Consider the following 21297-nt stretch of genomic DNA (forward strand, 5'->3'; position numbering starts at 1 on the left):
GATCTGATCGCGACCTCCAAAACTTTTTCACATTTCCATCAATGGATGGAGGTCCCGATGTCCGTGATCCGTCGTACCGCGCTCGCGGCGGCGCTGGTCGTGGCCTCGGCCGGACTCACCGCCACGGTCGCGCCCTCCGCTCCGGCGACCGCCGCGCTGCCCACTGCCGCAGTGGCGCTCGGCGACAGCTTCGTCAGCGGCGAGGGCGCCGGCGCGTACGCCCCGGTGGTCGACGTCAACGGGGTGGCCCAGGGCTTCCCCGGCTGGTCCGCGCCGAACAGCAACGCGTACTTCTGCCACCGCTCGGCGAACGCGTCCCTGCACCGGGCCAACCTGCCGGGCATCCAGGACCGGTTCAACCTGGCCTGCTCCGGCGGACAGCCGTACGACATCGGGGCCGCCTCGGCGGTCCGGGCCAAGGGCCGGCAGGTCTCCTCCCAGCTCGACCAGCTCCGCACGGTCGCCCGGACCCACGACATCGACGTCGTCCTGGTCGGGCTCGGTTCCAACAACAGCTCGTTCACCTTCGGCTCGGTGGCGGAGAAGTGCGCCAACCGGTTCATCGCCGACGCCTGGACCGGCTGGTGGGAGTTCTGGGCCTACCTCGGCGGCCCGGTCCCGCAGGAGCCGTGCACCGATGCCGACCTGGCCACCTCGGCGCAGTTCGCGGCGGCCACCGGCGAGACCACCTCGGCGGTCCGGCAGATCCTCGCCACGCTCGCCCAGGTCGACGCCGACGGCCAGCACCGGGTGGTCCTCCAGGACTACACCAACCCGCTGCCGTTCGACCTGTACCCGACCTTCCACGAGGAGGACGGCCGGGCCGACGACCGGGACAAGTTCCGGGACCTCGGCGCCGAGCGGTACGCCGCCGGCTGCCCGATCCACCGGGGCAGTCTGGCTCCGGGGCACCGCTTCTCCGCCGGCCTGGGCACCCTGGTGCGGTCGACCCGGGACGCCCTGGCCGCCGAGTTCCCCGGCGCGGCCCTGGTCTACCTGAACGTGCAGCGGGCCTTCGACGGCGCCCGGCTCTGCGAGTCGCCGAACAGCCCCACCGGCACGCTGGCCACCCCGATCCGACTCATGGACGGGCCGTCCGGGGTCTTCGTGACCAGCCTCTCCGGCTACGACAAGCTGGATATCCAGGACATCGCCAACACCTGCGTCAGCTACTTCCAGACCTGCCAGGAGTCGTGGCACCCGAACGCCGCCGGACACCAGGTGCTCGGCCAGTGCCTGGCCGGGGCGGCGACCACCGCCGCCCGCAGCGTGGCCTGCGTACGGGCACCGGACGGCAGCGTCACCGTCTCCTGAGCCCACCTCCACCGAACGACCGGGATCCCGCCACCTCCAGCGGGGTCCCGTTCGTGCTGGCCGGGCGGCTCGTGTACGAGGTGTCCGCCCGGGCCTGCTCCGTGACGACGCCGGAGCGTACGTCGGCCGTGACCCGATCGATTGGTTAGGCCGGGCGGCTCAGGGTACGGACCCTGCCATGCGGGTCGGGCGTCCGCGCCACCCGGACCGTGACGGACGCGCCCCCGGTCGGCCCCCACCGGCCGGGGCGCGCTCCGCCGACCCGCGTCGGACATGGGACGGAGACGTGTCGGCGGTCGACCGTTCCCCGGGCGACGGGACCGGCTGATGGAGGAGGAAGCATGCGCATCGCGATGATCTCAGAGCACGCCAGCCCGCTCGCCGTACCGGCCGAGCCGGACACCGACGGCCAGCACACGCACGTCGCCGAGCTGGCCACGGCGCTCGTGGACGCGGGCCACGACGTGCGGGTCTACACCCGCCGGGACTCCACCGCGATGCCCGACGCCGTCCCCAGCGGCGACGGCTACCTGGTCTGCCATGTGCCCGCCGGACCGGCCGAGCGGCTGCCCCGAGACGAACTGCTGCCGTATCTCGGCGAGTTCGGACGCTGGCTCGCCGGACAGTGGCGGGACGGCGACTGGCTGCCCGACGTCGCGCACGCGCACTTCTGGATGAGCGGCCTGGCCACCCTGCACGCGGCACGCCGGACCCGGGTGCCGGTCGTGCAGACGTACCACGGGCTCGGCACGGCGGCCCGCCGCCGGCTCGGCCCCCGGGACACCAGCCCACCGGGACGGATCGGCTACGAACGGGCCATCGGCCGGGCCGTCGACCGGGTGGTCGTGCAGAGCCAGGACGAGGTCGCCGAGCTGATCCGGCTGGGGGTGCCCCGGTCCCGGATGACCCTCGTCCCGACCGGCGTCGACCAGGAGTTGTTCCGCCCCGACGGGCCGGTGGCCCCCCGCAAGCCGGACCGGCCCCGGATCCTCACCGTCGCTCCGCTGGTCGCCACGCAGGGCCTGCCGGACGTGGTCCGGGCGATGCCGGCCGTACCGGAGGCGGAGTGGGTCCTGGTCGGCGGTCCCCCCGCCGACCAACTGCCCACCGACGGCACGGCCCGCCGGCTGCGGGCGCTCGCCACGGCCTGCGGCGTCGCCGACCGGGTACGCCTCGTCGGCGCGGTGCCCCGCGCGGAGCTGGGCCGCTGGTACCGCTCCGCCGACATCCTCGTCGCCGCCGGCTGGCACGAGCCGTTCGGCCTCACCCCGCTCGAGGGCATGGCCTGCGGGGTTCCGGTGATCGGCACCACCGTCGGCGGGATCACCGACAGTGTGGTCGACGGACTCACCGGGGACCTCGTCCCGCCCCGCGATCCCCGGGCGCTCGGCACGGCGATCCGCCGACTGCTGCGGGACAACGTCCGCCGTTTCTCGTACGCCACGGCGGCGCTGGACCGGATCCGCAGCCGGTACTCCTGGAAGCGCGCGGTCGAGCAGCTCGGCGCGGTGTACGCCATGGTCGGCGGGGTCAGCCAGCCGACCCCGGCGGTCGCCTGACCGCTGTCGCCCCGGTGACCTGGCCGCCGGGGTTTGGCCGCCTGGCCGCCGGGGTATGGCCGCCGTCGCCTGACCACCATCGCGTTACCGCCGTCGCTGACCGCCGTCGCCTGACCGCCGGGGTTTGGTCGCGGGAATAGCCGTCCGGGGGGCGGGTATGCCGCACCGCCCACACGGCGGAAGGGGATCAGATGTCCGAACGGCACACCGTACTGCGCTCGATGCACGACCTCGGCCTGGCGGCCTGGTTCGGCGGCTCGTTGATGGGGGCCACCGGGGTCAACGGCGCGGCGGCACAGATCAGCGACCGAACCCAACGGCTACCGATGGCCTCGGCGGGCTGGGCCCGGTGGACACCGGTCAACGCGGCGGCGATCGGCGCGCACCTGGCCGGCGCGGTCGGCGAACTGGTGACGGAGAGCCCTCGAATGCTCGCCCAGTCCGGCGTCGGCCGGATGAGCGCGGCCAAGACCGTACTGACCGTCGCCGCCCTGGCCGTGACCGGCTACAGCCGGATGCTCGGCATGCGGTTGGAGAAGTGCGGCCAGCCCCCGGTGGCCGGGGTCACCGAACCCCACCACGACACGCCGCGCGGGGTCGCCGCCACGCAGCGGCAGATGAAGGTGCTCCAGTGGGCCGTCCCGGCCATCACCGGGGCGTTGATCGTGGTCACCAGCTACGCCGGTGAGCAGCAGAAACCCGGTCAGGTGCTGCGGGGCATGCTCGGCCGGGCCGGCGGCATGATGAGCGGGGCGAAGATCGGGGCCAAGGGGATGGGAATGGGTATGGGCATGCTCGGCGCGAACGGCAACGGCCGGATGCACCGGATGATGGCGCACCGTTGACGGTGCTGAGCGACCCGCGACCACCTACGGTCGCGGGTCGCCGCGTACGCCGCCCCGGCCGGCGCCGACCTCTGGCGCGCGTACCCGACTGACGGCATCGCGTACCCGGCTGACCGGGCATCGCGCGTACCCGGCCGACGGGCATGGGGACGTCACGGGCGGGGATTCAGCGCTGGCAGACACAGCCGAGCAGCGAGGTGATCATGACGGCGCAGGACCGACCCGACCGGCACGCCGAGCAGCGCGGACCGGAGCGGGCAGGAGCGTGGGGCACCACCGGCGAGTACGAGGGCGAGTTGCCGTGGGGCGTCGGCGAGGACTCGCCGATGGACGAGGGCAGTGAGACGGCAGCCGTACCACCGGGCCGGCGCGGCGAGCGGCGGGCCGGCGAACCGACGCGCGGCGGTCGGCCCGGGGCCACCGGCCGGCACGGGTTCGGGTCGGTGGAGCCGAGCCGTCACCTTGAGGCCGGACCGGGAGCGCCCCCGGATCCGGCACCGTCCCGGCGCACCTTCCCGGACGACCGGGCCGGCGGCGACCTGCCGGACAACGCCCTGGAGGAGGCGACCGGCATGCATCCGGAGACCTGGTCGCCGGGCAGTTGAAGCGGCGGTTTCGGCGGACGGTCAACGACCGGTTTCGCTTGACGGGGTAGCCGGACGCGGGGAGCCAGACAGACACGGGAGCCGACCGGTTTCGCCGGTCGGCGGGCCGGGCAGGAGGTGCCCATGTCGTCGCACCGCGTTCTCCGCCTGGACAACACCATTCCGCTCGCGGTGCAGGGGTACGCCTGGTTGCCGAACCGGCACCGCCGCGCCCGCGCCGACGCCGTACCGATGCGGTTGCTCGGGCGGCCGGCGGTGGCGCTGCGCGGGCCGGAGGCCGCCCGGTTCTTCTACGACGAGCGCCACGTCCGGCGGCACGGCGCGATTCCCGAGCCGGTCCGCAGCACCCTCTTCGGCCACGGCGCGGTACACGCCCTGGACGGGAGCGCGCACCGGGTCCGCAAGGCGATGTTCCTGGCGCTGCTGACCGGCGGCGGGGTCGACCACCTGGTCGTCCGGTCCCAGGCGGCCTGGGACGCGGCGGTGCCGGAGTGGGCCGACCGCTCCCCCGTCGTGCTCTTCGACGAGACCGCGCGGCTGCTCACCCGGGCGGTCTGTGACTGGACCGGGGTACCGGTCCCGCCGGACGATCTGCCCGCGCTCGCCACGGACCTGATCGCGCTGGTGGACGGCTTCGGCACCGCCGGGCCTCGGCACTGGCGGGCCCGTCGGGCCCGGGCCCGGCGGGAGGCATGGCTGGCCGACCTGGTCGACCGGGTACGCCGCAACGACCCCACCGCGTCCGCCGACTCGGCTGTTGTCGCGGTGGCCCGGCACCGGGACGCCGACGGCGCCGAGTTGGACCGGCACACCGCCGCCGTGGAACTGCTCAACATCCTCCGCCCCACCGTGGCGGTGAGCTGGTTCGTCGCGTTCGCCGCGCACGCGCTGCACCGGTGGCCCGGACACCGGGACCGGCTGCGCGCCGACGACCCGGCCTTCGCCGAGGCGTTCACCCAGGAGGTACGGCGGTTCTACCCGTTCGCCCCGTTCGTCGGCGGCCGGGCGGTCCGGGACCTGGAGTGGGCCGGGGAACGCATCCCGGCCGGGGCGATGGTGCTGCTCGACATCTACGGCCAGCACCACGACGCCCGGTTCTGGCCTGATCCGTACCGGTTCACACCGGAACGCTTCCTCAACCGGGAGGTCGACCCGTACGAGCTTCTCCCGCAGGGCGGCGGCGACCCGGCGGCGGGACACCGCTGCCCGGGCGAGCTGATCACGGTGGCCCTGCTGCGGGCGTTCGCGGTGCGGCTGGCCCGCCTCGACCACACCCTGCCCGACCAGGACCTGGCCATCCCGCTGAACCGCATCCCCACCCGGCCGCGCAGCGGCGTGCTCATCCAGGTACGCCGCCCCGGCTGACGCGTGCCCGCCTGCCGTGCCCCCGCTTTGCCGTGCCCCAGGAAGTGAGTGAGGTGGTAGCAGGGGACCCCTGTTACCGCTTTCTGCCGAGCAGGGGTCCCCTGCAGTCGCCCCCACCCGCCGGTACGCCGAGCAGGTCGGCCAGCCGGGCGGCGTCCCGCTGGGCCTGGTCGCCGCAGCAGTTGTTCATCAGCACGTGCAGTTCGTCGGCCTGCCCGGCCAGCTCGGTCAGTTGCTCCGCCCAGTGCGCCAGCTCGCGCTCCCCGTACGCGTAGCGGAACCGTTCCTGTTTGTCGCCGCTCTCCCAGGCGGTGCTGTGCCCGTGGAACCGGATCATCGCCAGCCCGGCGGTGACGGTCAGGATCGGCGGCACCGAGGAGGCGAACCCCTGGGGCATGTCGACACAGACGAAGGTCAGGTCGTGCTCCCGGAGCAGGCCGAGGGTGTCCACCACGGTCGGTTCGGCGAACCAGGAGTGGTGCCGCAGCTCGACGGCGACCCGGTGTGGTCGGCAGCGGCCGGCGAGTTCCACGATCCGTCGCTTCGCCGCCTCGCCGTGGGCGAACCACGGCGGGAACTGCAACAGCACCGCGCCCAGCCGGTCGGCCCCGGCGAGCGGGTCCAGCACGGCGTGAAACCGCTCCCACAGCTCGTCGTACGCCTCGCGCGGCAGATCCCGGCGCTGCACCTGTCGAGGGGTGCCGGCCGGACGCAGGTCCCGGGGCAGCACGGAGACCGGGGTCGGATGCCCGGTGAACAGGCTGAACGCCTTGACGTCGAAGGTGAAGCCGGCCGGGGTGGCCGCTGCCCAGCCCTCGGCGGTCTCCACCGTGGGCACCGCGTAGTAGGAGGTGTCCACCTCGACCAGACCGAACCGGCCGGCGTAGTGACCGAGCCGGGCCGCCGGGGTCCGGGCCGAGCGGGGATACCAGCCGGAGCGCAGCAGCAGCTGGTCGGCCCAGGAGGACGTACCCACCTTGATCACACCCATGACACCAGTTGACCCCTGATGTCCGGGTTCGGCAACCGGTGGCGGCCACGGGCCGGTCAGGGGCGATGACCACGGCGGCCAGGTGCGCCGCAGCGGCGGTCCCGGGCACGCCGGGGCCGCCGCTGACGGATGTCCTGCCGGGTGGCTCGGTCAGGCAGCGCGTCCGGCCTTGAGCGCCGCCGCGATCGTGACGGCGCGCCGGGCCTGGTAGCGGGCTGCTTCCAGGGTCACGTCACCGGGCGGGCCGGAGGAGACCACGTGGGAGGTGCCGTAGGGGTTCCCCGTCTGGAACTGGACCGGGTCGGTGTAGCCGGGAGGCACGATGATGCCACCCCAGTGGTAGAACGTGTTCGCCAGCGCCAGGAGGGTGGACTCCTGTCCACCGTGGGCCGTGCCGCTGGAGGTGAACGCCGAGTACACCTTGTCGGCGAGTCTGCCCTGTCGCCACAGGCCGCCCGTGGTGTCGATGAACGCCTTCAACTGGCTGGCCGCGTTGCCGAAGCGGGTGGGCGTGCCGAACAACACCACGTCCGCCCAGGCCAGGTCGTCGAGGCTGACCTCGGCGACGTCGGCGGTGTCCTGGATGTGCTGGCCCCAGGCCGGGTTCGTGGCGATCGCCTCCGGTGGGGCCAGTTCGGCGACCTTGCGCAGTCGCACGTCCGCGCCGGCCTTCTCCGCGCCGTCGGCGGCGGCCTGCGCCAGGGCGTGCACGGTGCCGGTGGAGCTGTAGTAGACGATCGCGGCGTTCACGGATTCCATGATCGTTCCCTTCCCTCGCGGGGTCTGTCCGGTGGCACCGGTGGCCGCCGACCGCGCCGCCGGCGAACAGCCGGGTGCCGCCGGAGCGCACCGGCCGGCTACGACCTGCCGGTCAGCCGGTGAAGGACTCGGGACCGAAGCGGCCCCATGCCACGAAGGCGCTCAGAGCGAGCAGGACCACGTTCACCACGAGCGCCTGGGTCTCGCCACGACGCAGGTGCGTGATGATCGCGCCGACCATCAGCAGCGCCAGACCGAGGGCGGCCAGCGGCACCAAAATCGGCATGATGTCGAGCACGGCGGGCAGGATCAGGCCCACTGCGGCCAGGATCTCGAGGGCACCGATGGCCTTGATGGTGCTGAGGTTCCAGTCCTCGACCCAGCCCAGGCCGGAGGCGGCCATCTTCTCCTTGGACTGGACCAGCTTCATCACGCCGCTGGCCAGGAAGATCGCGGCCAGCAGTCCCGCCACGATCCACAGGGCGAGGTTCATGATGCTTCTCCTTCAGAGTTGTCAGCGACCTCGGTCTCGAGGTCGCGGATGGCGATCGGGGCTACCAGGTGGGACATGGCCGGGGCGGAGGGCGAGGCCGAGCCCGTGGACCGGACCGGTGGGACGCACAGGGCGTCCCGGCGGTGCGATGGCGCTGTCCGGTCGGATGGCTCTGGAGCGGCCCGCCTTCGACGTTGATCGATCATACGGTCTCCGCGACGCCCGTCGCTGACCGCGCGGGCATCGGCTTGATCCGGGCTGGCGCCGTCGCGCCCGGCCTCGCCGAGCGGGCAGCGCGCCGCATGCCGTTCGGGCACGATCGCGAGGCGGGAAAGTCGGTCATGATGTCGCGCGGAGCCTTCGTGTTCGCTGGACGGTGATCGTTCTCAGCAGTAAGACGACGTACTCCTCCGTGATGTGAGGTCGGCCCGACCTCACAGTTCGGTGCGATGTCTCGTCGGACTGGAAGGGCAGTTGCGACCGAGGGAGCCGGCGACACCATGAGCACGCAATCCGAGCCAGCGGACGACCAGCCCGATCCGGGTCTGAGCGCGATCATGAGCGAACGGCGCAAGCTGATCAATCTCGCGTACCGACTGCTCGGTTCTCTGGCCGATGCCGAGGATGTCGTGCAGGAGACCTACGCCCGCTGGTACGCCATGTCCCCGGAGCAGCAGGACGCCATCGAGTCCCCCGGTGCCTGGCTGACCAGGGTCGCCAGCCGCATCTGCCTCGACCTGCTCGGCTCGGCCCGGGCCAGGCGGGAGAGGTACGTGGGCGAATGGATCCCCGAGCCGCTGCCCGACCGTACGGAGTGGATCAGCGGGCGGTCGGTGGACGTCAACACCGACCCGGCCGACCGGGTCACCCTCGACGAGTCGATCAACATGGCCTTCCTCGTCGTGCTCGACTCGATGACCCCGGCCGAGCGTGTCGCGTTCATCCTCCACGACGTCTTCCGCTACTCCTTCGCCGAGGTGGCCGCGATCGTCGGCCGTACGCCGGCGGCCTGTCGCCAGTTGGCCTCGTCGGCCCGCCGTCGCATCCGCGCGTCGCAGAATCCCGCGACTCCGACGCCCCAGCGCGCCGACGTCGTCCGGGACTTCAAGCGGGCGTGGGAAGCCAAGGACATCGACGCCCTCGTCGGCCTGCTCGACCCCGACGCCACGACGATCGCCGATGGTGGCGGCCTCGTCAACGCCGAACTTCGCCCGATCGAAGGCAACGAACAGATCGCCCGCGTCCTGGTCGACATCGCTGACCGGGCACCTGACCTGAGGATCCTGGAGCGCACGGTCAACGGTCAGCCCGGTCTGGCGGCCCAGCAGGAGGGCGTCACCGTGGTGGTGATGGCGTTCGACGTCGCAGGCGACCGGATCAAGCGCATCTGGGCGGTACGGAACCCCGAGAAGCTCCGGCCCTGGAAGGGCTGACGCCGTCCCCGTACCCCGGGTCCCTGCCCCCCATGGGGTTCCACCAAGCCGCCGCCAAGCCGGCGCCAACCCGCCGGACAGTCCCAGCCAAGTCCGGTGGTCGATGCTGGGCGCACGGAGATCGGGAAGGGCCTCACCACGGTTGATGCTCGGCCGAACGGCCCTGCCCGGATCGTCGACGAGTCGACCGGTCCGGGCGCCCGGTCGACTCCGTGGACCGACCTCGAAGCATCCGCAAGCTGATCGACTCCGAACCGGCTGACGCCTCCGGCGCTCGTTGGGCAGATCCGCGCGCCCATCGAGGCGGCGACAGCCCGAATGTCCCTCGACCATCGCGAAGGAGGCGGTTTGGGTGAAGGACCTCATGCTCCACAGATCGGTACGGAAGCACGGCCTTCATCTCGGCACGGTGCCGGAGGCGGCCGCCGCCAGGAACGGCGCCATGCCGCTCACTCTCGACCACGACCTGGACAGCCTTCCGGAAGCGGGCCGGAGCCTGACGGTCGCCCAGCTCGCCGGCCACGTGGACGACCTGGCGGGCCGGCTCTGGGCGGCCGGGGTCCGACCCGGTGAACACCTCGCGATATACAAGACCGCGAACTTCGACGTCTGGGTGCTCGCCACCGCGGCGGCGCGCGTCGGGGCGATTCCCGTGCTGCTGTCGCCCGCCCTGGACAGCGCGACCGTCGGCACCCTGCTGAGCCGGCTGGATCAGCCGAAGCTGCTCACCGACGTGCCCAAGCTCGACTCCCTGGCCGACGTACCGCTGGCGGACCTCACCAGACGGGTGATCGTCGTGGCCGGGAGCAGGCCCGGTGCGGCGTCGCTCACCGAGTTCGTCGGGGCCCCGCGCGTCCAGCCGGTGTTCCGGCCGCAGGACGAGGCCGCGATGATCACCCACACGTCCGGCACCACCGGGGTGCCCAAGCTCGTCGTACACACGCCGCGCACCATGGCCGCCCGGCTCACGCCGCAGTGGTGGCTGCTGTCCCTGATGCGGAAACGGGAGACCGTCGCGATCCACATCTCCTTCGTGCACTCGCGGATGTTCGCGGCGATGGCCCTGGCGCTCTTCAAGAACATGCCGGTCCTGCTCATGAAGGAGTCGGATCCGGACGAGGTGGCGAGCTTCTTCCTCGCGCATCGGCCGGGGTTCATCGAGGCACTTCCCAACTCGCTGATGGAGTGGGAAGGGCTCACCGACGATCCGCGGAAGCCGTTCGCGTCGGTGAAGTACTTCAGCAGCACGTTCGACGCGATGCACCCCAGGACGATGAGCCGGCTGCTGCACTCGTCCGAGCGGCGGGCGTCGATGTTCTTCCAGATCTACGGGCAGAGCGAGGTCGGCCCCGCCGTCGGCCGGCCCTACTTCCGCAGGTCGGCCCACCAGTCGAATGGCCGCTGCGTCGGTTTCCCCATGCCGGGCTCGGCGCGGGTCCGCGTGGTGAGCCGGGACGGCCGCCGCCCCTCCGCGAAGAATCCCGGCTTCATCGAGGTCGGCTGGGTGGGCCTGGCGAAGACCTACTTCGGCGAGCAGGAGCGGTTCGACGCCAACATGCACGACGGCTGGTGGCGGACCGGGGACGTCGGCTACCGCACCAAGCTCGGCTGCCTGCACATGCTCGACCGTGAGGTGGACATGATCCCCGGCGTGCGCAGCATCCTCGAGGTCGAGGATCTCGTCCTGAGCAGGCTGGGTGAGCTGAGCGAGCTTGTCGTGGTGCCGGGTCCGAACTCCGAGCCGGTCCCGGTGATCTGCACCAACGAGGACCAGCCGCTGGACCGGGAGCGCTGGCGCACGGCCGTCGTCGACTTTCCCCAGCTGGCCGACCCGGTCCAGATCCCGCAGGCCGAGCTACCTCGGACCGCCACCCTGAAGGTACGGCGGATCGAGCTGTCCCGCCGGCTCCACGAGCAGTTGGGAAAGCCGGCGTGAACGTGGTCAGCCGAAGCGGCGCCAGCGATCCGAAAGGAACCAGTGCAATGACGCCAGAAGCCACCCTCGCCCGACTCCGCGAGTACATGGTGGGCCCCTCGCGGTTCATGAACCTGCTGTCCTGTTTCGAGCTCGGCCTGGTCGACACGCTCCGGGAGAACCCCGGCATGACCGCGGCCAAGCTCGGCGACGCCGTCGGCGCCAAACCCGATGCGGTGGAACAGCTCCTGCACCTGCTGGTCAAGGAGGGCTTCGTCGCGTACGACGAGGGCTCCGGCGGCTACTCCCTCGCCGCGCTCGCGGGCGTCGCGAAGGCCGACCTCCAGCGAGCGCTCACCTACATGAACATGATCAAGGTCGTCGCGCTCCGGCAGTTGTTCTACCTCACCGACAGCGTGCGGACCGGCACCCTCGTCGGCCTGCGGGAACTCTACGGAGCTGAGGGCACCCTGTACGGCGCCGTGGCCGAGCACCGGGACCTGCGCGAGGCCTGGGCGACGTTGATGGACACCGTCACCGCCCGCATCGACCCGTGGTTCTTCGGCAACATCGACATCCCGTCCGGCGCGCAGGTCCTCGACCTCGCCGGGAACACCGGTCTCGGGGCGATCCACGCCTACCGGTCGAAGGCGTCGCCCGGACTTCGGGTGACCACGTTCGACCTGCCCGAGAAGGAGGACGACTGCCTGCGGAACTTCCGGGACCACGGCGTGGCGGAGCACTGCTCGTTCATCGGCGGTGACGTCTTCGAGGGCATTCCCGAGGGCTTCGACGTGGTGCTGATCAAGCACTTCCTGGACATGTTCGACCGGGACGATGTGTTCGCGATCCTCGAGGGCGTCAATCGGTCACTGAAGGTCGGCGGGCAGGTCCACATCATGGTGCCGGTGTACCCGGAGAACATCGCGGACACCGACAACTACAACGTCGACTTCTTCCCGGCGTTCTTCATCGGCTGCACGATGGGCCAGGGCGGGCCACAGAAACTGTCGACGTACCAGCGCTGGCTGGAGGAGTGCGGTTTCACGGTCACCAAAACGATCACCAAGGCTTCCGCCGAGATACCACCGGACGTCATCCCCGTGCAGGCCATCCTGTGCGCGACGAAGACCGCCTGACGATCCACACGTGAGTTCCGAGACGACCCGCAGGAGGAGACGTTGTCCGTGCTTGCCGAGTTCGACACGGTACGTGCCGAACTGATCGACCATCCCCTCTACGCACAGATCACCACCGAGGACCGGCTGCGGATCTTCATGAAGCACCACGTGTTCGCCGTGTGGGACTTCTTCACGCTGCTGAAGCGGCTGCAGACGGAGGTGACCACGGTGACCCTGCCCTGGCGGCCACGGGGGCGGGCGGACCATGGCCGGTTCATCACGGAGATCGTGCTGGCCGAGGAGACCGACGAGGACATCGACGGCGGCTACGTCAGCCACTTCGAGCTGTACCGGCGGGCGATGACCGAGATCGGTGCCGACACGGGCCCGATCGACGGGTTCCTCACGGCACTCGACAGCGGAGTCGCCCCGATGGCGGCGCTCAAGGACGAGAAGATCCCCGCGAGTGTCCGGGAGTTCGTCGGTCACACGCTCGACGTGGCCCTGCACGGCGCTCCGCACGCGGTGGCTTCCTCGTTCTGTCACGGCCGCGAGAACCTGCTGCCGGACGTGTTCTCCGCCGTCCGCTCCAACATGGACGACGTGCTCGCGAACGCGCCGGTGTTCCGGCACTACCTGGAGCGCCACATCGCACTGGACCACGACGAGCACGGTCCGCTGGCCCTGCGCCTGCTCGCGTCACTGTGCGACGGCGACCCGGTCCGCGAAGCGGAGGCCGAGGCGGTCGGCGTCGCGGCGCTCCGGGCACGCATCGGGTTGTGGGACGGCGTGCTCGCGGAGTTCGACGGTCGTTGAGCGAGCACCGCGACCCGCGCGGGCGATTGGACGAGAAGAGCACGAGCGCAGACTCCCTTGCAGAAGGCAGACTTCACAGGAAGTTGACTCCAGACATGCCAACGTTGTGCGAGCCGTCGGTGAGCGTGCCGGAATATGTCGTCACAATGGAAGACACCCTGGAATTCGCCAAAAGAATACACGCCGGGAAGCGTCAGCTCCCGCTGGCGCTCCGCCTGATCCAGAACACCGGCGTACGAAAGCGGCACATCGTGCAGCCGATCGAGGAGACGCTTCGCCATCCAGGGTTCGAGGAACGCAACCGCCGCTACGAGATCGAATCCAAGAAGCGGTGCCCCGAGGTCATCGAACGAGCCCTGAAGAATGCCGACATCGTGCCGTACGACATCGACGCCATCGTCTACGTGTCGTGCACCGGATTCCTGATGCCGTCGCTGACCGCATGGCTGATCAACAACCTGGGGTTCCGGTCGGACACCCGGCAGATACCGATCGCGCAGTTGGGCTGCGCGGCGGGCGGCGCGGCCATCAACCGCGCCCACGACTTCTGCCTGGCCCATCCGGGCAGCAACGTCCTGATCGTCTCGTGCGAACTGTGCTCGCTGTGTTACCAACCCGACGACGACGGAGTCGGTTCGCTGCTGTCCGACGGGCTGTTCGGCGACGCGGTCGCCGCCGCCGTGGTGCGGGGCAGCGGCGGCACCGGCATAGCGCTGGAGCGCAACGCGTCGTACCTCATCCCGAACACCGAGGAATGGATCTCCTACGCCGTACGGTCCACCGGATTCCACTTCCAACTCGACCGCCGGGTGCCCGGAACGATGGAACCGCTCGCGCCGGTGCTGCGCAACCTCGTCACGACCCACGGCTGGGACATCGGCAACCTCGACTTCTACATCATCCACGCCGGCGGTCCACGCATCCTGGACGACCTGAGCAGATTCCTCGACGTCGATCGCAAGATGTTCCGCCACAGCTGGGCGACGCTGACCGAGTACGGCAACATCGCCAGCGCCGTCGTACTCGACGCGCTGCGCCGGCTGTTCGAGGAGGACACCTCCATGCCCGGCGCCACCGGCATCGTCGCGGGTTTCGGTCCCGGCATCACCGCCGAGATGGCCGTGGGGAGCTGGACCGTCGGCGCGCCGCGCAGGACGGACTGAGTCCGGGCGCGCGCATCCGCTCCCGTCCCGAGTGACATTCCCACGAACGACAAGGAAGCGAATCGCATGAGCGGCCTCATTGTCCCACCCGGCCAGGGTCGAAAGCTGACGACGAAGGCGCAGGAAGTCACCTTCAAGGTCACCGGGGCGGACGGCTCCTCCGTGTCCTGTTTCGAGGTGGTGGTGCCGCCCGGCTTCGACGTCGGGGCGCACACCCACACCCGCTCGCAGGAGTTCTTCTACGTCCTGGAAGGCGAACTCGACCTGCTGGCGTTCGAGCCGACCAGGCGTACCGAAGAAGGCTGGCACGACTGGGAGTCCGCCGACGGAGACCGGGTCGTCCGCGCGGGTGCGGGAAGCTGCATGTTCGTGCCGCCCGACACTCCGCACGCGTTCCGGAACGCCACCGACAGGCCGGCGCGCATGCTCTTCCAGAGCTTCCCGTCGCCGGACCACGAGCGCTACTTCGAGGAGATCTGCGAGATCTTCTCCGCCGGCCAGTCCGTGGATCCCGACGCCGTGCAGGACCTGCGCGACCGCTACGACGTCCGGCAGATCACGCCACTGCGCTACGGACCGCCCGTCGCCCGGACGCCCGCCGAGCGCGTGGCGCGTAGGGGGTGACCACGATGGACATGGTCCCGCTGGTGCACGCGAGTCTGGGCGAGCAGGAACTGGCCGCCGTCGCGGAGGTGTTCTCCTCGGGCTGGCCCGCCGGGCAGGGCCCGCAGGGGAAGGTCCTGGAAGCCGAGCTGGCCGACCGTTACGGGGTGGCCGGCGCGGTCGCGGTGAGCAACTGCGGCGCCGCGCTCCACCTGGCCCTGCTCGCGCTCGGCGTCAAGCCGGGCGACGAGGTCATCGTCGCCGACTACACCTTCCCGGCGCCCGCCCATGCGGTGCGGTACGTCGGCGCGGTCCCGGTCTTCGCCGACGTGCGTGCCGACACCGGCACGGTGGACCCACAGGCCGTGGCGGACCTGGTCGGGCCACGAACGGTGGGCGTGATCGCGGTGGACACGGTGGGAATGCCCGCCGACTACGCGGAGCTGAGGCTGATCGCGGACCGCTACGGGCTCTTCCTGGTCGAGGACGCCGCGTGTGCGGTGGGCGCGACGTACCAGGGGCGTCCGGCGGGTGCGCTGGCCCCGGTGGCCTGCCTGTCCTTCCACGGACGCAAGGGCGCCACCAGCGGTGAGGGCGGGGCGCTGCTCACCGCCGATCCGGCGCTCGCGGCGGACGCGCGGCTGCGGTCGTCCTTCGGCATCGAACCCATCTTCGACCAGGCGCGCGTCGTCGGCCTGCCAATCCCGGTGTTCACCGAGATCGGCTACAACTACAAGCTGTCCGACATCGCCGCGGCGATCCTGCGGGTGCAGCTCGGCCGGACCGACGAGCTGCTCGACCGTCGGCGCGCGGTCGCCGCGCGCTACGCCGAACTGCTCGCCGACGAGGAACTCGTCACGGTGCCGCAGGTGCCGTCGGACCGTACCCACGCGTGGCAGAGCTACCTGTTGACGTTGGACCCGAGGGTGGACCGGGCGGCGGTCGCGGCCGACCTGCGCACCCGGGGCATCGGCTGCGGGCACGGTACGTGGGCATGCCACCTACAGCCGGTGTACGAGACGAAGCAGTCGTGCCCGGTCTCGGCGGACCTCTTCCAGCGCAACCTCGCCATCCCCATGCACGCCGAGCTCAGCACGGACCAGCTCGAGCGGGTCACCGAGGTGCTGCGCACCGCGCTCCAGGCCCACTCCAGGAGGACAGCGTGAACAGCAACCAGCCGACACCCGAGCGAATCCTGCAGCTCGCCAACGGCTACTGGGCCACCGGCATCCTCGGCGCGGCGGCGAGCCACGCGCTCTTCACCCACCTCGAGGGTGGCGCGGAGAACGCCGACCAACTGGCCGCCCGGGCCGGAATCTCCGTCCGGGGCGCGCAGACCCTCCTCGACGGGCTCGTCAGCCTGGGTCTGGTCGAGCTGCACGAGGACGCCTACCGCAATACCGCCGAAGCGGCCACGTTCCTGGTGGAGGGGAAGCAGACCTGCCTGAGCAGCTTCGCCCGGCTCAAGCTCACCCACATGGGCAGCATGGTGGCCCTACCCGACGTGGTCCGCGCCGGGGGCCCGGTGACGGACGCGACGGTGGAGGTGGCGGACAACCCGCACTGGCAGGAGGTGGTCCCGGCCATCGCCGCGCAGTCGGTTCCGGTGGCCCGGATCGCCGCGGACGTGCTGGGACTGGCCGCCGCCGGAGAGATCTCGATCCTGGACGTGGGCGGTGGCTCGGGCATCTACTCGGCCATCTGGCTCGGGCTCAACCCCGCCGCCCGATCGACCCAGCTCGACTGGGGACCGGTCAACGCGATCGCCCGCCGGTTGCTGGCCGAACGGGGTGTGGCTGACCGGTTCACCTGCGTCGACGGTGACTTCCACCGCACCGACTTCGGCACCGCCGCGCACGACGTCGTGGTGTACTCCCACATCGCCCACCAGGAGGGGCCGGAGGACAACATTTCGGTCTTCGCCAGGATCAGGGCGGCCCTGAAGCCCGGCGGCACCCTGGTGGTCTGTGACTACCTCGTCGACGACGACCGGAGCGGCCCGCCCTTCCCGCTGCTCTTCGCCGCGGAGATGCTGCTCAAGAGCAGACAGGGCGGGACCTGGCGGCGGTCGGACTACCATGCCTGGCTCACCAAGGCCGGCTTCGAGAACATCTCGTTCCAGCCCACGCCGTCGCCCGCCACGTTGGTCTTCGCCCGGTAGCGGGCTCTCCGGCGCCACGCACGACACTTGGAGGATGCATGTCCGGCAGTGCTGAGTTGACGGGTATCTACTCGGCCATCGAAGAAGCAGCGCGGTTGTTGGACGTACCGTGCTCGCGGGACAAGGTGTGGCCGGTCCTGACCACGTACGGTGACGCACTCGGGCAGGCCGTGGTGGCCTTCCGGGTGGCGACCGGCGCGCGCAACGCGGGAGAGCTCGACTGCCGCTTCACGATGCTCCCGAAGAACGTCGACCCCTACGCCCTGGCCCTGACGGCGGGCCTCACCACCGGGACGGACCATCCCGTCGGCGTTCTGCTCGCGGACCTCGCGGACCGATGCCCCATCGACTGTTACGGCATCGACTTCGGGGTCGTCGACGGCTTCAAGAAGACCTGGTCCTTCTTCCCTCCGGACGACCTACAGAGCCTGTCGACGCTCGCCGACATCCCGTCCATGCCGCGCAGCCTGGCCGAGAACGTCAGCTTCTTCGCCCGCCACGACCTGGACGACAAGGCGAGCCTGATCGGGATCGACTATCCGCACCGAACGGTGAACGTGTACTTCGGCGAGGCGCCCGCTGAATGCTTCGAACCGAAGAACATCCGGTCGATGCTCCGCGAGGTCGAGCTGCCGGAGCCCACCGAGCAGCTGCTGCGGCTCGGCCAGGAGTCGTTCGGGATCTACGCCACGCTGAGGTGGGACTCCCCGAAGATCGAGCGCATCACCTTTGCCACGATGACCCCGGATCCGACGACACTTCCCGTTGCGCTGGAACCAGAGATCGAGCGATTCGTGAAAAACGCCCCGTACGATTACGACGCCGCCGACCGCAGGTTCGTCTACGCCGTCACGTCGTCCACCGCAGGCGAATACTACAAACTCCAGTCGTACTATCGGTGGCGGCCACAGATGTTGGACCTCATGCTGTTGTCCGAATCCGTCGAGGATCTCGTATAGCGTTCCGCCCGGTTGGCCGGCGGAGGAAGGGACCGACTCCGGTCCCTTCCTCCGCCGGTACCGACAGCCCGGCCCGCGCGGGTCTCAGCATCGCCGACCCGGCGGGCGGCGCCACAGTGGACGGCTCCGGCCAGCCGGGATGTAATCAGGAACACCTCGCACGTGGGCCTACACATTGATGGACGCCACTTAGAGTGGGCCGAGGTGAGGGGCTCCAGACAGAATGCGAAATGAAAACGATATGCGTCAATTGCCAGAGGTGTGGGCGTTTGTCAACGGCATTGCCATCGACTCTGGTCAACGGGTATCGTTTCCCGACGGCAGGTGAGTGGGGGAATACTCACCTACGGGTTCCCCCCTCAGCAGCCTTGGTATCCGTGGGGGGAAGGGACACCATCATGCGGCCTGCGGTCTGTGCCCGCGACGCGGGCAGACAGAACCAGAAAAACCCTGCTGCTGCCCGTACCGGAAGAGCCACCGGATGACTCGCCCAATAGTCGTCGGGATCGCACGTCGTACGCTGTCGGACCCCTTCCCGCAAACGGAAGAGGTGCCGGGCGCTGCCCTGGTGGAGTTCCGCGCGTTGGGCCCGATAGAGGCCGTGGTCGCTGGTCGGCTGGTGGATCTGGGAGCGCCCAAGCAGCGTGCGTTGCTCGCGTTGCTGGTCAGTCGGGTGGGCCAGCCGGTGCCGGTGGAGGTGATGCTCGACGCGCTGTGGGCGGGGCATCCGCCGCCCTCGGCAATGGCCTCGCTCCAGGCGTACGTGGCCAATCTGCGGAGGGCGTTGGAACCGGACCGGGCTCCCCGGACACCCGCCACGGTGCTGCGCACCTGTCCCCGCGGCTATCTCCTGGACAGCCGGGTCACCGACGTCGACGTCCATCGGTTCGGCGAGCACGCCACGTCGGGGTGGCGGGCGTGGGATCGGGGCGATCCGCAGCAGGCGCTGAGTGAGTTCGAAGCGGGGTTGGCGCTGTGGCGGGGGCAGGCCTACGCCGAGGTGGCCAGTGCCACCTGTGTGGTGCCAGAGGTGGCACGGATGGAGGAGTTGCAGTTATCAGTCGTCGAGGCGCGCTGCGCGGCGCTGTTGGCAGTGGGCGCCCACGAGGTGGCCGTGGCCGAACTGGAGGCCTTCATCCAGGCGCACCCGCTCCGCGAATACGGTTGTGAGCTGTTGAGCCTGGCGTTGTACCGGGCCGGGCGGCAGGCCGACGCACTGGGGGTGCTGCGGACCATCCAGAAGCGGCTGGCGGAAGAGCTGGGCATCGACCCGAGACCGGCCCTACAGCACCTCGAGCGGGAAATCCTGAACCAGGCTCCGGCCCTGGACTGGCACCCGACCCCGGCCGCCCCGGCGTCGCCCGCGCCCGGCCGCCCCACGACCCCACCGCAGGTCTGCCCGACCGTTCCGCCACCGCCGCCGGCCGCAGCGGAGGGCAGGGTCTTCGTCGGTCGTGAGGTGGCGCTGCGACAACTGGTCGAGGCGTTGACCGCCGCGGCGGACGGGCGGGGGCGGGTGGTGACGGTGTCCGGGGAGCCGGGCGTCGGAAAGACGAGCCTGCTGCGGCGGTTCGCCAAGCTGGCGGGAGTGCCGGTGCTCTGGGGTACCTGCCCCGAGCACGTCACCGCGCCACCACTGTGGCTCTGGGAACAGGTGCTCCGCACGATGGGCACCTGCTTCCCGCACCAGGCGATACCCCAACCGGTGGCCGAGTTGCTGAGCGGGGACACCCAGCACCTGGTGAACGGCGTCGAGGTGGCCGGTGCCACCCTGCGACGATTCGAGGCGATCGTCCACTACCTGACTGACGCGTCCCACACCGCACCACTCGTGGTGCTGCTCGACCATCTACATCGGGCGGACCCGAGCTCACTGCGACTCCTGGCCCACCTGGCCGAGTCGGTGCCGGCCAGTCGGCTGCTGTTGGCGGTGTCCTACCGGTCGGGCGAGGCGGAAGCCCTGGCCGAGACGCTGGCCGCGTTGGCCCGCTCGGGGGTGACGCGGATAGACCTGGAGGGCCTCGACACCCAGGACACCCAGACGCTGGCGAGCGCACTCCTCCACCAGGAGGTCAGTGAGCGCACCGCGGAAGGACTGTGGGCGCGCACCGAGGGCAACCCGTTCTTCCTTCGGGAACTGATCAAGGTGTTGTCCGGTGAACAGCGCCTGGACCAGCCCCGCACGGCACCGGTGCCGGTGCCGGTACGCGAGGTGGTGCTGCGGCACGTCGCCCGGCTGCCTCAGACCGCGGCCGAGGTGCTGGCAGTGGCCGCCATCGCTGGCCGGCACTTCGACATCACGGTCGTCGCCGAGGCCGCCGCCATCGAGATCGAGGCAGCACTGGAGGTCCTCGACATCGCGGTAGCGGCGGGCCTGGTGGTGGAAGACCAGCAGCCGCTGGGCTGGTTTCACTTCACCCATGCCCTGGCCGCCGAGGCACTGTACGAGACCACCGGGCGGCTGCGCCGAGCCCGGCTGCACCGACGGATCGGCGCGGCGGCGGCCCGCGCGTGGGCGGAGAACACCGAGCGGGCCGACGAGATCGCCCGGCACTGGCTACTGGCCGCCGAACTCGACCCCACCGCTGCCGTCCACGCCGCCACCCACGCCGCCACCGCAGCCCGCCTCGCCGACGCCCGACTCGCCTTCGGGGACGCCGCCACTCTGTGGCGGCAGGCCCTGATCGCCGCCGACCTGGCGGAGAAGGAAGACCTCGACCGATATCCGCTGCTGATCGGCCTGGGAACCTCGCTCTACCGGGCCGGAAACCGCCACGACGGGCTTCCCGTGTTCATCCAGGCCCTGGAGGAAACCCTCGCGGCACCCGACGCGTGCGGTGACCTGGACACCTCCCGACTGGTCACCGCGGCGGTCGCGGCCATCAGCGAACCCAACCTGTACCCGGGCGAACAGGGCGATGTCGACCTCCGGCTCGTCGACGTCCTCGAGCGGGCGCTGACACAGGTGACCGACCCCGGACAGCACGCGCTGATGCTGTCCTGCCTGGCCGTCGCCCGCGACTACGACGGTGACCTGGTACGCCGCGCCGCCCTGTCGGACGAGGCACTGGCCCTCGCCCGACTGACGACCGACAACGTGGCGCTGGCCCAGATTCTGCACCTACGGGCTGCCGCGGGGGTGACGACCATGAGCGTCGTCGACGGGGTGGCGGCCTGAGAGCCCGGCGCGTCGAA

The 21297-nt window shown here is 70.7% G+C and carries 18 protein-coding genes; 15 read left to right on the top strand and 3 right to left on the bottom strand.

Annotation, left to right across the window (positions count from 1 at the left end; translation table 11 throughout):
- Positions 1-57 precede the first annotated feature (57 nt).
- The 5 genes from GA0074692_RS15980 (at position 58) to GA0074692_RS16000 (ending at position 5688) form a co-directional block, all read left to right on the top strand.
- Entirely contained in the window at positions 58-1314 is a 1257-nt protein-coding gene (locus tag GA0074692_RS15980; protein ID WP_091645428.1) for an SGNH/GDSL hydrolase family protein, read from the top strand.
- Positions 1315-1655: 341 nt separating this feature from the next.
- On the top strand, positions 1656-2873 hold the full coding sequence (locus GA0074692_RS15985; protein ID WP_091645430.1) for a glycosyltransferase: 1218 nt from the start codon (positions 1656-1658) through the stop codon (positions 2871-2873).
- Between the two features lie 191 nt (positions 2874-3064).
- A complete protein-coding gene (locus GA0074692_RS15990; protein ID WP_091645433.1) occupies positions 3065-3718 on the top strand; it encodes a hypothetical protein in 654 nt (217 codons plus the stop codon).
- A 203-nt stretch (positions 3719-3921) separates the two neighbouring features.
- Positions 3922-4323, top strand: a complete 402-nt coding sequence (locus GA0074692_RS15995; RefSeq protein WP_091653560.1) for a hypothetical protein — start codon at positions 3922-3924, stop codon at positions 4321-4323.
- A gap of 123 nt (positions 4324-4446) precedes the next feature.
- Positions 4447-5688, top strand: a complete 1242-nt coding sequence (locus tag GA0074692_RS16000; RefSeq protein ID WP_091645435.1) for a cytochrome P450 — start codon at positions 4447-4449, stop codon at positions 5686-5688.
- 73 nt (positions 5689-5761) lie between these two features.
- On the opposite strand, the gene GA0074692_RS16005 is transcribed toward GA0074692_RS16000, so the two are convergent.
- The 3 genes from GA0074692_RS16005 to GA0074692_RS16015 all read right to left on the bottom strand — a co-directional run bounded on the left by GA0074692_RS16005 (position 5762) and on the right by GA0074692_RS16015 (position 7931).
- A complete protein-coding gene (locus GA0074692_RS16005) occupies positions 5762-6679 on the bottom strand; it encodes a DUF72 domain-containing protein (RefSeq protein WP_091645437.1) in 918 nt (305 codons plus the stop codon).
- Positions 6680-6829: 150 nt separating this feature from the next.
- Entirely contained in the window at positions 6830-7441 is a 612-nt protein-coding gene (gene wrbA / locus GA0074692_RS16010) for an NAD(P)H:quinone oxidoreductase (RefSeq protein WP_091645439.1), read from the bottom strand.
- Positions 7442-7550: 109 nt separating this feature from the next.
- A complete protein-coding gene (locus GA0074692_RS16015) occupies positions 7551-7931 on the bottom strand; it encodes a DoxX family protein (protein ID WP_091645441.1) in 381 nt (126 codons plus the stop codon).
- Between the two features lie 500 nt (positions 7932-8431).
- Here GA0074692_RS16015 and sigJ point away from each other — a divergent pair, with 500 nt between their 5' ends.
- The 10 genes from sigJ to GA0074692_RS34780 all read left to right on the top strand — a co-directional run bounded on the left by sigJ (position 8432) and on the right by GA0074692_RS34780 (position 21280).
- On the top strand, positions 8432-9364 hold the full coding sequence (gene sigJ, locus GA0074692_RS16025) for an RNA polymerase sigma factor SigJ (protein ID WP_091645445.1): 933 nt from the start codon (positions 8432-8434) through the stop codon (positions 9362-9364).
- A gap of 364 nt (positions 9365-9728) precedes the next feature.
- Positions 9729-11300 (top strand): class I adenylate-forming enzyme family protein, encoded by a 1572-nt coding sequence (locus GA0074692_RS16030; RefSeq protein ID WP_091653562.1) that lies wholly within the window; start codon positions 9729-9731, stop codon positions 11298-11300.
- Between the two features lie 47 nt (positions 11301-11347).
- A complete protein-coding gene (locus GA0074692_RS16035) occupies positions 11348-12418 on the top strand; it encodes a methyltransferase (protein ID WP_218106679.1) in 1071 nt (356 codons plus the stop codon).
- Positions 12419-12466: 48 nt separating this feature from the next.
- Entirely contained in the window at positions 12467-13216 is a 750-nt protein-coding gene (locus tag GA0074692_RS16040) for a DUF3050 domain-containing protein (RefSeq protein WP_245730682.1), read from the top strand.
- Complete coding sequence (locus tag GA0074692_RS16045; protein ID WP_281198942.1) at positions 13213-14379, top strand: type III polyketide synthase; 1167 nt, start codon at positions 13213-13215, stop codon at positions 14377-14379. Before GA0074692_RS16040 ends, GA0074692_RS16045 begins: the two co-directional genes overlap by 4 nt.
- 66 nt (positions 14380-14445) lie before the next feature.
- Positions 14446-15003 (top strand): cupin domain-containing protein, encoded by a 558-nt coding sequence (locus GA0074692_RS16050; RefSeq protein ID WP_091645451.1) that lies wholly within the window; start codon positions 14446-14448, stop codon positions 15001-15003.
- Positions 15004-15008: 5 nt separating this feature from the next.
- Positions 15009-16148: a DegT/DnrJ/EryC1/StrS family aminotransferase gene (locus GA0074692_RS16055; RefSeq protein WP_091653567.1), complete on the top strand. Its 1140-nt coding sequence runs from the start codon at positions 15009-15011 to the stop codon at positions 16146-16148.
- Positions 16145-17143, top strand: coding sequence for a methyltransferase (locus GA0074692_RS16060; RefSeq protein ID WP_091645453.1), 999 nt, complete (start codon positions 16145-16147; stop codon positions 17141-17143). Before GA0074692_RS16055 ends, GA0074692_RS16060 begins: the two co-directional genes overlap by 4 nt.
- 38 nt (positions 17144-17181) lie before the next feature.
- Positions 17182-18102 (top strand): aromatic prenyltransferase, encoded by a 921-nt coding sequence (locus GA0074692_RS16065; RefSeq protein WP_091645455.1) that lies wholly within the window; start codon positions 17182-17184, stop codon positions 18100-18102.
- A gap of 550 nt (positions 18103-18652) precedes the next feature.
- The gene (locus GA0074692_RS34780) at positions 18653-21280 is read left to right on the top strand and encodes an ATP-binding protein (RefSeq protein ID WP_176738469.1); all 2628 of its coding nucleotides are present in this window, start codon (positions 18653-18655) and stop codon (positions 21278-21280) included.
- Positions 21281-21297: the final 17 nt, after the last annotated feature.

It is taken from the genome of Micromonospora pallida, from assembly GCF_900090325.1.
Classification (GTDB): Bacteria; Actinomycetota; Actinomycetes; order Mycobacteriales; family Micromonosporaceae; genus Micromonospora; species Micromonospora pallida.

Bases quoted from the DNA above. Each gene is read 5' to 3' on its own strand.
- GA0074692_RS15980 (WP_091645428.1), top strand. From the start codon at position 58: ATGTCCGTGATCCGTCGTACCGCGCTCGCGGCGGCGCTGGTCGTGGCC.
- GA0074692_RS15985 (WP_091645430.1), top strand. From the start codon at position 1,656: ATGCGCATCGCGATGATCTCAGAGCACGCCAGCCCGCTCGCCGTACCG.
- GA0074692_RS15990 (WP_091645433.1), top strand. From the start codon at position 3,065: ATGTCCGAACGGCACACCGTACTGCGCTCGATGCACGACCTCGGCCTG.
- GA0074692_RS15995 (WP_091653560.1), top strand. From the start codon at position 3,922: ATGACGGCGCAGGACCGACCCGACCGGCACGCCGAGCAGCGCGGACCG.
- GA0074692_RS16000 (WP_091645435.1), top strand. From the start codon at position 4,447: ATGTCGTCGCACCGCGTTCTCCGCCTGGACAACACCATTCCGCTCGCG.
- GA0074692_RS16005 (WP_091645437.1), bottom strand. From the start codon at position 6,679: ATGGGTGTGATCAAGGTGGGTACGTCCTCCTGGGCCGACCAGCTGCTG.
- GA0074692_RS16015 (WP_091645441.1), bottom strand. From the start codon at position 7,931: ATGAACCTCGCCCTGTGGATCGTGGCGGGACTGCTGGCCGCGATCTTC.
- sigJ (WP_091645445.1), top strand. From the start codon at position 8,432: ATGAGCACGCAATCCGAGCCAGCGGACGACCAGCCCGATCCGGGTCTG.
- GA0074692_RS16030 (WP_091653562.1), top strand. From the start codon at position 9,729: ATGCTCCACAGATCGGTACGGAAGCACGGCCTTCATCTCGGCACGGTG.
- GA0074692_RS16035 (WP_218106679.1), top strand. From the start codon at position 11,348: ATGACGCCAGAAGCCACCCTCGCCCGACTCCGCGAGTACATGGTGGGC.
- GA0074692_RS16050 (WP_091645451.1), top strand. From the start codon at position 14,446: ATGAGCGGCCTCATTGTCCCACCCGGCCAGGGTCGAAAGCTGACGACG.
- GA0074692_RS16055 (WP_091653567.1), top strand. From the start codon at position 15,009: ATGGACATGGTCCCGCTGGTGCACGCGAGTCTGGGCGAGCAGGAACTG.
- GA0074692_RS16065 (WP_091645455.1), top strand. From the start codon at position 17,182: ATGTCCGGCAGTGCTGAGTTGACGGGTATCTACTCGGCCATCGAAGAA.